The organism is Butyrivibrio sp. AE3009 (assembly GCF_000420845.1).
In the GTDB taxonomy this organism is placed as follows: Bacteria; Bacillota; Clostridia; order Lachnospirales; family Lachnospiraceae; genus Butyrivibrio.
Map to the genome: position 1 here is coordinate 48,419 of NZ_ATVS01000007.1, position 14,970 is coordinate 63,388.

At 46.7% G+C, this 14,970-nt stretch carries 11 protein-coding genes; all 11 read left to right on the forward strand.

Annotated elements, in window-relative coordinates; all coding sequences use genetic code 11:
* The first annotated feature begins 51 nt into the window (after positions 1 to 51).
* The 11 genes from G588_RS0105495 to G588_RS0105545 all read left to right on the forward strand — a co-directional run bounded on the left by G588_RS0105495 (position 52) and on the right by G588_RS0105545 (position 14,892).
* Entirely contained in the window at positions 52 to 2,511 is a 2,460-nt protein-coding gene (locus G588_RS0105495; protein WP_022777757.1) for an ATP-dependent DNA helicase, read from the forward strand.
* Positions 2,512 to 3,029: 518 nt separating this feature from the next.
* The gene (locus G588_RS0105500) at positions 3,030 to 4,670 is read left to right on the forward strand and encodes a tetratricopeptide repeat-containing diguanylate cyclase (RefSeq protein ID WP_022777758.1); all 1,641 of its coding nucleotides are present in this window, start codon (positions 3,030 to 3,032) and stop codon (positions 4,668 to 4,670) included.
* A 394-nt stretch (positions 4,671 to 5,064) separates the two neighbouring features.
* Positions 5,065 to 7,737: a valine--tRNA ligase gene (locus tag G588_RS0105505; protein WP_022777759.1), complete on the forward strand. Its 2,673-nt coding sequence runs from the start codon at positions 5,065 to 5,067 to the stop codon at positions 7,735 to 7,737.
* 23 nt (positions 7,738 to 7,760) lie between these two features.
* Positions 7,761 to 9,140, forward strand: coding sequence for a bifunctional folylpolyglutamate synthase/dihydrofolate synthase (locus G588_RS0105510; RefSeq protein ID WP_022777760.1), 1,380 nt, complete (start codon positions 7,761 to 7,763; stop codon positions 9,138 to 9,140).
* Between the two features lie 9 nt (positions 9,141 to 9,149).
* A complete protein-coding gene (locus G588_RS22695; RefSeq protein ID WP_022777761.1) occupies positions 9,150 to 9,314 on the forward strand; it encodes a hypothetical protein in 165 nt (54 codons plus the stop codon).
* Position 9,315: 1 nt separating this feature from the next.
* Positions 9,316 to 10,731: a tetratricopeptide repeat protein gene (locus G588_RS0105520; RefSeq protein ID WP_022777762.1), complete on the forward strand. Its 1,416-nt coding sequence runs from the start codon at positions 9,316 to 9,318 to the stop codon at positions 10,729 to 10,731.
* A complete protein-coding gene (locus G588_RS0105525) occupies positions 10,732 to 12,084 on the forward strand; it encodes an MBOAT family O-acyltransferase (protein ID WP_022777763.1) in 1,353 nt (450 codons plus the stop codon). It begins immediately after the preceding gene.
* Positions 12,085 to 12,113: 29 nt separating this feature from the next.
* Complete coding sequence (locus G588_RS21310; RefSeq protein WP_022777764.1) at positions 12,114 to 13,109, forward strand: GDSL-type esterase/lipase family protein; 996 nt, start codon at positions 12,114 to 12,116, stop codon at positions 13,107 to 13,109.
* A 54-nt stretch (positions 13,110 to 13,163) separates the two neighbouring features.
* Positions 13,164 to 13,415, forward strand: a complete 252-nt coding sequence (locus G588_RS0105535) for a hypothetical protein (protein ID WP_022777765.1) — start codon at positions 13,164 to 13,166, stop codon at positions 13,413 to 13,415.
* A gap of 28 nt (positions 13,416 to 13,443) precedes the next feature.
* On the forward strand, positions 13,444 to 13,818 hold the full coding sequence (locus G588_RS0105540; protein ID WP_022777766.1) for a RidA family protein: 375 nt from the start codon (positions 13,444 to 13,446) through the stop codon (positions 13,816 to 13,818).
* A gap of 24 nt (positions 13,819 to 13,842) precedes the next feature.
* Positions 13,843 to 14,892 (forward strand): tetratricopeptide repeat protein, encoded by a 1,050-nt coding sequence (locus tag G588_RS0105545; RefSeq protein WP_081644271.1) that lies wholly within the window; start codon positions 13,843 to 13,845, stop codon positions 14,890 to 14,892.
* Positions 14,893 to 14,970 lie beyond the last annotated feature (78 nt).

Sequence of the window (14,970 nt, forward strand, 5' to 3'; positions counted from 1 at the left end):
GGGAGTTTTCTGTTGTGCTCCTATTACATTTCATCGGAGATCATTCACTTAATGGAGATAAAAATATCGGTCCGCGGTCTTGTGGAGTTCATCCTAAGAAGCGGAAACATAGACAATCGTATACATCAGACGTCACCCGACGCCATGCTTGAGGGCAGTAGGATCCATCGCATGATTCAAAAGAGTATGGGACCGGACTACCACGCCGAGGTGCCCCTAAGCTACAGCTATGATGCGGAAAAATATGCGCTGGTGGTGGAGGGAAGAACCGACGGCATTCTCGACAAGAATTTCGACAAACCAATATCTGAGCTGGAGGCATCTCAGGAGTCCTTCATTCCAGGCAGCAGGTACGTACCCATGATCGATGAGATCAAGGGAACCTACAGAGACCTCTCCAGAATGAGAGAGGCGGATGACCTTCATCTTGCCCAGGCCATGTGCTACGGCGCCATGTACCTTGCGGGCAGACACTATCCGGAGATCAACATCAGAATAACTTATTGCAATATCGATACTGAGGAAAAAAGGTATTTCGACAAGTCCTTTTCCTACGACGAGATCATGACCTGGTTCCTTGACCTCATCTCCAAGTACAGGAAATGGGCTGATTTCGAGTGCGAGTGGGAGACCCTCCGGACTTCATCAATCAAGGCTGTTCAGTTCCCTTTCCCCTACAGAGAGGGCCAGAAGGATCTCGCCGCCGGTGTCTACAGAACTATCGTCCATGGCAAAAAACTCTTTCTCGAAGCCCCCACAGGTACCGGCAAGACCATTTCCACCGTCTTCCCCTCCGTTAAGGCTATGGGTGAGGGCAAAACCAGCAAGATCTTCTACCTGACAGCCAAGACCATAGCAAGGACCGTTGCCGAGGAAGCCTTTGATATCCTGAGGAACGATCAGAAGCTTCGTCTTAAGAGCGTTACCATTACAGCCAAGGACAAGATCTGTTTCCTCGGAGAAGAGGAGAGGAACTGCAATCCCGAGGCATGTCCCTATGCAAAGGGTCACTATGACAGGATCAACGATTGCATTTTTGACCTGCTGACCCATGAGGACAGCTTCGACAGGGAAAAAATAGTGGAGTATGCCACAAAATACCAGGTTTGCCCCTTCGAGATGTCCCTTGACATGAGCCTTTGGGCTGATGCCGTGATCTGCGACTATAACTACGTTTTTGACCCCTTCGTATATCTTAGAAGGTTCTTTTCCGATGCCCTCAAAACGGATTACGTATTCCTTGTGGATGAGGCCCATAACCTCCTTGAAAGAGGCAGGGAGATGTACAGCGCCGTTCTTCGCAAGGAGAGCTTTCTTGAGCTTAAGAATACCATCAAGGAATATCATCCCAGCATCGCCGGACACCTTGATAAGTGCAACAAGCTTCTTTTGGAACTCAAAAGAGATTGTGACGGCTGCAAGGTCATAACTTCAATCGAGAAGCTGGCAAATGCCCTTAACAGGCTCTCTACCATTATTTCCGAGTATCTGGAGGATCATTCAGAGGGCCCCTGCAGAGAGGAACTTCTTCTGTTTTACTTTGACCTCCACAGATTCCTTGTTATCTATGACAAGCTTGATGACAAATATGTGATCTACAGCGAATTTGCTGAGGATGGGAGCTTCCTTCTAAGGCTTCGCTGCGTGGATCCTTCCGGGAACCTTGCGGAGTGCATGGGAAGAGGGCGCAGCACCATACTCTTTTCCGCCACACTTTTGCCCATTCAGTATTACAAAAAGCTGCTTGGAGGCACGGCTGAGGACTTTGAAATCTATGCCAGATCCATCTTTGACCCGTCCAAGCTTGGGCTTTTCATCGGAGCGGATGTCACCAGCAAATATTCCAAAAGAGGCCCGGAGCAGTACCACAGGATCGCCTCTTATATAGACAGCATTGTTAAGGCCAGAAGCGGCAATTACCTCATCTTTTTCCCTTCCCATCAGTTCATGGAGGAAGTGGGCGAGATCTATGAGAATGAGTTCTTCGACGAGGAGACCACAGAGCTTTTAGTTCAACAGGACTATATGAGTGAGACCTCCAGGGAGGCCTTTTTGGAGCGCTTTTCCACAGGAAATAACCTTGACCTGTCCAAGATCATCAACATGGATCTTGAGATCGTGGAGGACAAAAACGTCCTGGGCTTCTGCGTCATGGGCGGAATCTTCAGTGAGGGAATAGACCTTAAGTACGACAGTCTTATAGGAGTTATCATAGTGGGCTGCGGCATTCCCATGGTGGGCAACGAAAGAGAGATCATAAGGAGCTATTTCGATGAACAGGGAGAGGACGGCTACGACTATGCCTATAAGTTCCCGGGGATGAACAAGGTCCTTCAGGCAGCGGGAAGAGTTATCAGAACAGAAGAGGACAGAGGCGTTGTGGCCCTTCTTGATGACCGCTTTATGCAGACCGGATACAGAAGTCTGTTTCCGAGGGAATGGAAGGGGTGTAAGCGGGTATTAACCGAAACGGTCAAAACAGCCGCAGGGCAGTTCTGGAGCGGGTTCTAACCACTAAAACAAGGGTAATATATACGATTTATCATAAAAATGAGGCAAAATGGTTTACATATAAAATTAAATTACTAATTTATGTAAACCGCTATTTGTACTTAATTGATGCTAAAATAGATACAATTTATGAAAAAAGCAGAAAAATCACAAAATTGTTAGATGTTTACGACATGTGTGTCATGTGGATAACTCTGTGGAAATTGGGGATTACCTGAAAGGGTAAAAATCAAAGACCGCTAAAACAGTGGGTTTACAAGTTGTTGTGAAATAGAACCAAGAACCGTTAAAAAATTGTTATCTGACCGATTCGGTCAAATACATTATGTAAACCATATTTGAATATGACAGATGTGTCGTTTAAATTCTTGTAATACCCTATCCATGCGGAATCCGAAAATATTAGGGCGAAAAATCGGTCCTTTTTTATTCCCTTATTTTCTTGCGATAGGCACCTTGGTATTGTAGAATTATTTATATTTCTTTTGGTCATAATTCGGATTTAGCGAGGGGCGGGTATGAGAATAGAGGATTATGATTTAGATGTTCAGAGACTTAACAGGGAACTAATGACTGCCAGGTCTTCCATGTCGGGCAGTTTTATCAACATATGCAATCGTCTATTGAGAAAGGCCAAGGCCGTAGATGATATTAATCTACTGGGCTACGCTTACTACTATCTGGCAGATGCTTATTACCAGATAAGCACCAATTATCGCAGATTCAACACCAATCTTCTCAAGGCAATAGAATATCTTCAGCAGTGCGGGGATTACGAGCATCTGGCAAGGTGCTACAATCTCCTTGGTATTGACGCCATGAACCACGGCACCAAGGAGCCTGCCCTGGACTTTTTCTACGCAGGACTCAAATACTGTGAGAACATGCATGAGAGCGTTGTGCCGGGCATTATCAGATACAACATCGGTCAGATCTACTACGACAACGGTGATGTGAAGGAGGCACTGTCCCATATCCGGGCAGCCTACAGGGATATCAGGAAGAACAAGAAAGAAAGCCTGTATTACAGGAATGTTCTTTTTTGCTACTGTTTCGAAGCGGATTGCTATATGCAGCTGGATAAGCGTGAGTCTGTGGCAAAGTGCCTTGAGGGTATAGCCAAGATCGAGGCGGACCTAAGGTGCAGCAGGGATTACTTTTTGGATGTGCCGATTCTTGACATCAGAATGAGGGCCAACCACTATCTTGGCAGGATGGAAGAATATCAGGCTTATTCCGACAAGCTCTCCTATCTGATACAGAAGAACAAATATCCGCTGGACAATATGGAGGATATCTTCAGAATATGCCGCTTCTTTATGGAGACGGGAAGACTTAATGAGGCCATTGGCACAATCAAGAATATCGAGAGATCCCTGGACGACCTTAACATAACCAATCTCAAGCTCCAGGCGGCATCCCTTCGCGTGCAGCTCTATGAAAGAGTGGACGACAGCAGGGAGAAGGGCAAGGCCCTCGAGGATTTCTACAAATACAGCATGCTCCAGAACAAGGAGATCATAAGTAACTACAAGTTCTTCTCCGGTATCCGCAAGAAGCTCTCGGAGATAGAGAAGGAGAACACTCTTTTACAGAAGCAGGCGGAGACCGATCCGCTGACGGGTCTTGGCAACAGACTGGCGCTTAACAAATTCGCTGACGTGGCCTTCGACAATGCCTATAATCGCAGGACCCTTCTTGCGGTGGAGATCCTGGATGTGGACAATTTCAAGCACTACAACGATACCTACGGGCATCCCGCCGGTGACGAGTGCCTTAAGAAGATCGCCTCTCAGATTGCCAGGATATCCAGGGACAATCCCAGGATTCACGGCTTTCGCTACGGTGGAGATGAATTCGTCATTATCTATGAGAGTCTAAGAGACGATCAGGTTATGAACTATGCAGACAATCTTCGCTCGGCAGTGGCTTCCATGCAGATAGAGAGCGGTCTTGCAGGCTCTGAGGAGTATCTGTCAATATCCCAGGGTATCAGGAACTCCGTTCCCCTTGAGACCAACAAGCTCTGGGACTACATGTACGCCGCAGACAATGCCCTCTATGAGGTCAAAGGTGGCAAAAAAGGCGAGATCGTCCTGCTCCACAAGACGCAAGTGGCCGATATGCCCCGGAAGGATGGCACTGACAGCCAAACTTGACAATGAAGAACATGTAACTTATGATATTTACTAATTATATATCAAAGGTTTTGAGAAAGAGGAGTACATATCAGTCAGGCGACTAAAGAGAATGTGTCCGGCAGCAGTGCTGTCGCTGAGAGGATACAATCGTTTGCGATATGGAAGGTAGCTTTTGAACCGGACGTCCAGAAATGAGGGTTTTTCCTCAACAAACGTTCCCGCATTATCAGCGTTAGAGGATAGAGCATTTTATGATGCTGCAGAGGCAGGAGGCAGTGATGCTTTCTGTGAATTAAGGTGGTACCGCGTTAACTACGCCCTTAGCTGAGTTGTTCATTCGGCTAAGGGCGTTTTTTACCAAAAAAACGATTATCCCTTGCCGAGCAGTTTAGATCAGAGATAGGAGAAGATTATGAAGAAAGAACTTGCAAAAACCTATGATCCAAAAGGTATCGAGGGACGTCTTTACTCCAAATGGGAGGAGAAGAAGTACTTCCATGCCGAAGTTGATGAGACCAAGAAACCCTTTACCATTGTGATTCCACCCCCGAACATCACCGGTAAGCTTCACATGGGCCACGCCCTTGATAACACCATGCAGGACATTCTCATCAGATACAAGAGAATGCAGGGCTACAATGCTCTTTGGCAGCCCGGAACAGACCATGCTTCCATCGCCACAGAGGTTAAGATCATTGACACTCTTAAGGCAGAGGGCATCGACAAGAGAGACCTTGGCCGTGAGAAGTTCCTTGAGAGAGCCTGGGAGTGGAAAAAAGAGTACGGCGGAACCATCATTTCTCAGCTCAAGAAGATGGGTTCTTCCTGCGACTGGGACAGAGAGCGTTTCACCATGGATGACGGCTGTAATGAGGCTGTTACCGAGGTTTTCTGCAAGATGCATGAAAAAGGCTACATCTATAAGGGAAGCCGTATCGTTAACTGGTGTCCTGTATGTAAGACCTCTATTTCAGATGCTGAGGTTGAGTACGAGGAGCAGGCAGGCCACTTATGGCACATTAAATACCCTGTGATCGATGAGGATGGCACAGTTTCAAAGACTGAGTTCATCGAGTTCGCAACCACACGTCCCGAGACAATGCTGGGCGATACTGCAGTTGCGGTTAACCCCGATGATGACAGATACAAGAGCTTCAAGGGCAAAAAGGTTCTTCTTCCTATCGTTAACAGAGAGCTTCCTATTGTTGAGGACTCTTATGTAGATATGGAGTTTGGTACCGGCGTAGTTAAGATCACTCCCGGTCACGACCCTAACGACTTCGAGGTTGGTAAGCGTCATAACCTTGAGGAGATCAATATCCTCAACGACGATGCCACAATCAACGCAAACGGCGGCAAGTTCGAGGGCATGGACAGATATGCTGCAAGAGATGCCATCGTAAAAGAGCTGGATGAGATGGGACTTCTTGTTGAGATCGAGGATTATTCTCACAATGTAGGAACCCATGACCGTTGCCACACAACCGTTGAGCCTATGATCAAGGCACAGTGGTTCGTTAAGATGGACGAGCTCATCAAGCCCGCTGTCAAGGCAGTTAAGGAAGGCGAGATCAAGCTTATTCCTCCGAGAATGGAGAAGACATATTTCAACTGGACAGACAATATTCGTGACTGGTGTATTTCCAGACAGCTCTGGTGGGGCCACAGAATCCCTGCTTACTACTGCGACAAGTGCGGAGAGGTAGTTGTAGCCAAGGAAGCTCCTACAGTTTGTCCTAAGTGCGGACAGACCCACTTTACACAGGATCCTGATACTCTTGATACCTGGTTCTCATCAGCCCTTTGGCCTTTTGAGACCCTTGGATGGCCTCATGACACCAAGGAGCTTAAGTACTTCTTCCCTACAGACGTACTTGTAACCGGTTATGACATCATTTTCTTCTGGGTAATCAGAATGATTTTCTCAAGCTATGAGAACATGGGAACTTATCCTTTCCACACTGTTCTGTTCCATGGTCTGGTAAGAGATTCTCAGGGAAGAAAGATGAGTAAGTCCCTCGGAAACGGTATCGATCCTCTTGATATCATCGAGAACTACGGTGCTGATGCTCTCAGACTTACACTTATTACAGGTAACGCTCCCGGAAACGACATGCGCTTCTATAATGAAAGAGTTGAGAACAGCCGTAACTTTGCAAACAAGGTATGGAATGCATCAAGATTTATCATGATGAACATGGCTGATGACGCCAAGAGTGCTATCCATCAGGATATGCCCTCCGGTCTTGAGCCCGTTGATCACTGGATCATCAGTAAGCTCAACAATACCATCAAGGAAGTTACCGAGAACATGGACAAGTATGAGCTTGGCATCGCCGTTCAGAAGGTATATGACTTTATCTGGGATGAGTTCTGTGACTGGTACATCGAGATGGTTAAGCCTCGTCTCTACAACTCAGATGACAAGACTTCCCACGAGGCAGCTCTTTGGACCCTGCAGACCGTGCTTCTTAACGCACTGAAGCTCCTTCATCCTTATATGCCTTTCATCACAGAGGAGATCTTCTGCACAATGCAGGATGAGGAAGAGTCCATCATGATCTCTGAGTGGCCTGTTTACAAGGATGAGTGGAACTTCGAGGCAGACGAGAAGTCAATCGAGACCATCAAAGAGGCCGTAAGAGGCATCAGAAACGTTCGTACACAGATGAACGTTGCTCCTTCCAGAAAGGCAGCAGTATACGTAGTAAGTGACAAGGACGAGGTTCTTGATATCTTCACAAAGGGTAAGCTCTTCTTCGAGTCCCTTGCTTACGCATCAGAGTCTGTTTGCCAGAAGGATAAGTCAGGAATTGCTGAGGACGCTGTTTCAGTAGTTCTTGCAGATGCAACCTGCTATATTCCTTTCTCAGATCTTGTTGATCTTGCAGCAGAGATCGAGAGACTTACCAAGGAACAGAAGAAGCTTGAGGGTGAGCTTAAGAGATCCCAGAGCATGCTCAGCAATGAGAAGTTCCTTTCCAAGGCTCCCGCAGAGAAGATCGCAGAGGAGAAGGACAAGCAGCTAAAGTATCAGCAGACCTATGATCAGATTACAGAAAGACTTGCGCAGCTGAAAAAATAATCGCTGCCACTAAGCTGAGAGTTATGGATAACGAGTTATTAGGCAAGGCACGGAAGCTTATTGAGCGCTCCGATAATGCAGAAAAGATAACAATTGCAGAACTTGAGGATTTCCTTAACACGATTCCCAGATTCGCAGAAAAGCACTCCGCCGAAGAGACGGAGGCTTTTCTTGCGTACCTGGGTAATCCCGAGGAAAACATGAAGATAATCCATGTGGCGGGGACCAACGGCAAGGGCTCTGTCTGCAGCTATATCTCCTGGATATTGATGCGGGCGGGCTACACCGTGGGTACCTTTACTTCGCCGCATCTCGTTAAGATCAACGAGAGATTCTGCATAGATACCAAACCTATATCGGACGGTGTATTCCTGGTTGTATTTATGGAGACGCTGCGCCGAATATTTGAATACAAAGACGGGGAATTTTTCCCGACTTATTTCGAATTTCTCTTTTTTATGGCAGTACTTCTCTACGATGTATATCCGGTGGATTATCTTGTGATGGAGACCGGACTTGGGGGAAGGCTCGATGCCACCAACAGTATCAGGAAGCCGGAAGTATGCGTTATTACGGAGATCGGCTACGACCATATGCAGTACCTGGGCAACACCCTTGAGGCAATAGCCGGCGAGAAGGCCGGTATCATCAAAAAGGGCGTTCCCGTCGTATTTTTTGACAAGACCAAAGAGACCTCGAATGTTATCAAGCAGACAGCGCTAAGCCTTGATACAAGGGCGATTGCGGTGGAGAGCAGAAATATCACCGATGTACATATTAATAAGGACGAACAGGGGAATAAATACATTGCTTTTTCGTATAATTCCCTTTATGATAAATATTGTGGCCTAAAGCTATCAACCTTGGCCAAATATCAGACAGAAAATGCCGCTTTGGCGGTAACTGTCTGTGAGATCCTAAGGGATCAGGGCGCCAATATCACTGAGTTGGACATTAATGATGGACTTATCAGTGCCAAGTGGGACGGCAGGATGGAAGAGATCCGGCCGGGTATTTTTGTGGATGGAGCCCACAACATTGACGGAATAGAGGCTTTTATTGACAGCGTTTCCGGAATAGAGTGTGAAGGACGAAGGCTCCTTTTGTTCGGAATCGTAGGAGACAAGCAGTACGGAGATATCATCGACAGGCTTCTTTCCAGCGGAATATTTGATTCCGTATTTGTAGCAGTACTTAATACCGAGAGGACCGTATCCATGGGAGATCTCAAGGCGGCCTTCGAGGACAGCAAGGACAGACTGGGAATCATAGGACTTCCCATTAAATATTACAGCAATGTCCGGGATGCCGTTACCGATATTATAACCATCAGGAAATCCGGGGATATGGTATTTGCGGCAGGATCACTTTATCTCGCCGGACAGATCAAGGAAATAATTTAAGAGGCTATTATGATCAATTTTGAAGAAGAACTTAAGAAATTCAAACCAAGTCTTGAAATAGAGGATGCAGAGGACATTATCTACAAGCAGGATCTTGACGATATGTCCGATGTCATTGTTAAGCTTCTCAAGGAAGCAAGTCAGGAAGCAGATACGGCAAAGAGGGTAAGATAACATGAAGTGTTATTATTGCGGAGCCGAGCTTACCAAGGATAGCACCTGCCCGGGCTGCGGAGCCAGGGTAGGAACCTACAAGAAGATCAAGAGTCTTTCCAACAGATTCTACAATGAAGGCCTTGAGAAAGCAGGCGTTAGAGATATGACAGGCGCTGTCGAGTCCCTTCGTCAGAGCCTTAAACTTGATAAAAACAATATAAATGCCAGGAATCTTCTCGGCCTTATATATTACGACACCGGCGAAGTGGTAGCAGCCCTTGCCGAGTGGGTTATAAGTAAGAACCTTCAGTCCGATAACAATCTGGCTGACAACTATATTGATGATGTCAGAAATTCACCATCTCTTCTGGACAACATCAATCAGACCATCAAGAAATTTAATATTGCGCTTAACTACTGTCATCAAAGCAGCTACGATCTGGCGGAGATTCAGCTTAAGAAGGTGCTCCAGCTCAACAAGAGACTGGTTAAGGCACATCTTTTGCTTGCCCTTTTGTGCCTTAAAAACGGCAAGTGGGACAGAGCCAAGATCGAGTCCCAGAAGGCTCTTGAGCTTGATACGGGCAATCTGATGGCAAGAAGATATCTCAAGGAAGCTGACAGTATGCTGCTTCCCGGCGAGAGCGGCAAGCTGGTTTCCGATGTGGCTGCGGACAATGACGGCTCCATCAGATACAACAGCGGCAATGAGATGATCATTCAGCCGGTTAAGAAATCGGCAATAGCCAGATCCAGCTCCATCTGGGGAATCGTCCTTGGAATGGTGCTTGGTGTGGCGGCAGCATGCTTTTTGATCCTGCCTCAGAGAATTCAGAGTATCAACAGCAACAACCAGGCCAAGATCACTCAGATCAGCGAGGAGTCCGATTCCAAGTCGGCTCAGCTGGTGGATTATGAGCAGCAGATCGGTAACCTCCAGAAACAGGTTGAGGAGCTTCAGTCTCAGGTTACCGGCTATGAAGGCGTAGACAGTACTTCCGCTGCAATGAACAGCCTTATGGAGGCCACAGCCCTTTACATTAATGATCCCTCCGATATCGAGGGAATGGCAGGGGCTCTGGAGCATCTTGATCTTGATGCCATCGATGAGAATGTTTCTGCTGAGTTTATGTCTCTGTACAACAGCCTTATGTCACTGGTTGGACCTCAGCTTGCCACATCCTATTACAACACAGGCTATGAAGCCTACAAAGCTGAAGATTATGATACTGCTGTAGCCAATCTTTCCAAGGCATATCAGTATGACAATACAAATGTTAATACCCTGTATTATCTTGGCAACTCCTATAACGCCCAGGGCGATACGGATAAGGCCAAGGAGATCTATGATAAGGTTATCACCGATTTCCCGGGTACTCAGAGTGCTCAGGCCGCCGAAACCAAGTTGGCAGAGATTAACAATTCGGGGAACTAAATGATCAATTTTTCAGATTTAACTTTTATATTCAGGTTTTTGCCTGTTTTTCTAATAGTGTATTATCTGACCCCCATAGAGTTCAGAAAAGCCACTCTCCTTTTGGGGAGTCTGGTTTTCTACGGCTTTGGGGATCTTAGGATGCTCCCGGTTCTTCTGGGGGCTGTGTTAGTCAACTACTTTTTTGCAAGAGCTCTCCACGGCAGTGGGCAGAATAAGTTCCTGCTTGCCTTCGTCGTATTCCTGGACGTTGTAATGCTGGTGGAATTCAAGCTCCTGTCTCAGTTTGTTGACAGTTCATTCATGCCTATAGGAATCAGCTTCTTTGTATTCAAGATGATTTCATTTCAGGCAGACCTCTATCAGGGAAAAGTTAAGAATACGCCTAAGTTTATTGACACCGCTGCCTACTTTACCATGTTTCCGCAGGTGGTATCAGGCCCCATAATGCGTTTTTCGGATTTTGAAAGACACAAAGAAAACAGGACCATTCTCGAGATTTTTGAAAGAATCGAGGACGGTCTTAAGTTCTTTACAGTGGGACTTGGAATGAAGGTGCTTCTGGCAGATCATCTTGCGATGCTCTGGAATGACATCGGGACCATCGGTTATGAGAGTATTTCAACGCCGCTGGCATGGCTCGGCGCCGTTACCTATTCACTTGAGCTGTACATGGATTTCTGGGGATATTCGCTGATGGCAGCGGGAATTGGTGTTATGCTGGGATTTCCTTTTATCACCAACTTCGATCACCCCTATGCATCCCTTAGCGTATCGGAGTTCTACAGAAGATGGCATGCATCTCTTGGCTCCTGGTTTAGGGATTATGTATACATCCCGCTTGGAGGCAGCAGGAAGGGAAGCCTTCGCACTGTTTTCAATCTGCTTATCGTATGGCTTATAACCGGCTTCTGGCACGGCGTTACCCTGAACTTTATTCTCTGGGGAATGATCATTTTTCTTATCATTGTCTGTGAGAAATACATTGTTCAGAAGCTCCCCGGGGTTCTCAGATGGCTCATCGGCAAGATCAATGTGCTGGTGCTTATACCTCTTACCTGGGTTATCTTCGCGATTCCGGATTCACAGATGCTGGCAACTTACTTTACAAGACTATTCCCTTTCTTCGGAGCGGGAATATCAGTTAACCCCAATGATTTTGCCAAAAATGTCGGTATTTACGGCATTCTTATAGCTGTAGGCCTGGTGCTTCTGATTCCCAAGGTCTATGAGATATTTGAGAACCACAGAAGAAATATTGTGGTGACAATTGCAGTATTTGTGCTGTTCTGGGCCTGCGTATACAGCCTGGCCAACGCAGCAGGCAATCCGTTTATGTATTTTAGGTTTTAATCCTTGTATTAAAAGAAAGTGTAAGAGACATGAAGTTTTTCAAGACCTGCCCGATGTTTATTGCCATCGTGGTAAGTTCAATCTTCATAACGACTGTCGCAGTAGTGTTTGCAAACACTGTTTATGCGGACTATAAGGAAGGGTACGACCCGAAGAAGGCACCAATTATGGTACTTCCCATACGGGGCGCTACGGAAGGGGTATTTCCCTGGAACTATGTGCCTGAGGCAGAGCAGCCCTCACCTGAAGTGCCCGGTTCTATTGATGAACTCCTGAAACAGATGCAGGAGGATACTGTTGTCGAAGGTCCTCAGGAAGAGCCTGAGGAGGTAGTGATAGAAGAGACGGTGGAAGAGCCGGAGGTTGATATATCCGCTGGCGATGTATCAGCTAATGACGTAGAACTTGTGGAAGAGAAGATCTATGAGCCTCAGGAGGTTACTCCGGAGTACTTCGATGATGCGCTTTTCATCGGAGATTCAAGGACCGTTGGCCTGTCCGAGTATTGTCAGGAGCTGGATGAGCATGCCACCTTCTATGCCAAGGTGTCTCTCTCCATTTACACTGTGATGAAGAAAGAGTTCATCAAGACTCCCGAGGGTACCATCGGAGTTGAGGAGGCCCTTTCCAATCAGCAGTTTGGCAAGATATATATCAGCCTTGGACTTAATGAGATCGGCACAGGTACCGATGAGTATTTCGTTGAGCATTACATGGAAGTGGTGAACAGAATCCGTGAGCTTCAGCCCGATGCCATAATTTACATTCAGGGCATCATGCATGTTACAGAGAGAAAGAGTAACAGCGACAAGAATTTCAACAATGTCAACGTTGACAGAAGAAATGCAGCTCTGTCGCAGCTTGCGGACAATCAGAACATTTTTTACATTGACATGAACGAGGCGGTGGATGACGGTAACGGCAACCTTGATGGAAGCCTTTCCTTCGACGATATTCACCTCAAAGCCTCATCCTATCAGCTCTGGTATGACTACTTAAGACTCCATGCCATTGTAAAAGACTGATTCACAATTTGAAGAAAAAAACAAGATATTACTTTCTGAAAAAGGGGTGGTAAAATGTCTAGAGAAATGATTTTTAAGATGGAAAGACCGGGACTTCTTCATGAGGGAGACCCTGTTACGGTTACAGAGGGAGTGCTTCCCAGTAACTATTACTATACCATCGACCCGTCCCTTGCAATGTCGGGAAATTTCCCTTTCCGCGAGAGAATGCTGGAGAGGAAGGGCGTAGTCACCAAGGTTGAAGAGAACGCCAGAGGCTACTACGTAACCGCATTGTTCGGAGAGGATTCACAGGATAATACTTGATTATTTTTTACATATAAGGAGGTCTATTATGCAGTACATTTCTACAGACAAGGCACCGGCAGCGATCGGACCTTATTCACAGGCTATTATCGCAGGAGATTTTCTCTATGCGTCAGGACAGATTCCCATCAATCCTGAGGATGGTGAGATCGATACAACAACTATTACCGATCAGGCAGACAGAGTTTGCAGAAATATCGGAGAGATCCTCCGTGCTGCAGGAACAGACTATGAGCACGTGGTTAAGACTACCTGCTTCCTTGCTGAGATGAGTGATTTCGCTCCTTTCAATGCAGTATATGAGAAGTATTTCACAGGCAAGCCTGCCAGAAGCTGCGTTGCAGTTAAGCAGCTTCCCAGAAACGTTCTCTGTGAAGTGGAGGTTGTAGCTTACCTTAAGTAATGCACTATCGTTGGGGGAAGGGTTATGAAGCAACGACTTATTTGCGCTTGTTTGCTGGCGTCTGTCCTTCTGTCGGGATGTGGGAGTCTCGTTGGAAGGCGCAATATAGACTCCGGTTTTGCCTATATAGAGAGCCATGAATATGAGAATGCTCTTGAGAGCTTTGCCAGTGCCGAGAATAACGGGGAGGACGAATGCCTATTGCACAGAGGAAGGGGCATCGCACTTCTTAAGACCGGCGAGTATGAGCAGGCTGCCACTGAGCTGCTGGCATCCCTTGCAGCCGATGAGGGAATAGTTGATGACATGGATTTTGACACCAACTACTACCTGGCGGAGGCCTTTTTTAACATGGGTGAATACAGTAAGGCCAAGGAGGTCTATGATGCCATTCTTGGACTTCGAAGTAAGGATAGCAGTGCTTATTACCTCAGAGGTGTGGCACTTCTGGCATCTGGCGACCATGACAATGCCTATTCGGATTTCACCAGAGCCATTACCTTAAGTCCCAAGGATTATTCCATGATCATCATGATCTACAGAGCTCTTGATGAGCACGGCTACGGAGATGAGGCCACAGCCCTTCTTCAGACCGCCATGGACAACGGTCAGAACTTCATGACCAACTACGAGAAGGGGCAGATTTCCTATTACCTTGGAAATAATGCCGAGGCCCAGAGCTATCTTGAGGCCGCCAGGAACGAGAGAGATCAGGAGAAAGAGCCTGTGGTCCTTCTTCTTGGCCAGACCGGAGAGAAACAGGGCGACTACAACTACGCCATCAGCGTATACAAGACCTATATAAGCGAGAATCCGGATTCCGCCCTTGTCTACAACCAGCTTGGCATGTGTCAGATCAAGCAGGGCGATTACGAGGGAGCTGTTGCTTCCTTCCAGTCGGGACTTGCCCTTGGTGATAAGGATGTGGAGCAGGCCCTTATGCTCAATGAGATAACCGCTTATGAATATATGGGAGAGTTCGGACTTGCCTCCTCTCTGATGGAGACCTACAGGCATGACTATCCCGATGATGAAGTTGCAGCAAGAGAGAACGTTTTTCTTTCTACAAGATAATATTGTACCTTTCGATGCATCCGTGGTGCTTTTTAGTGAGCATCTTGTGGATGCATCTTTTGTTATAAGGTTTCAGAT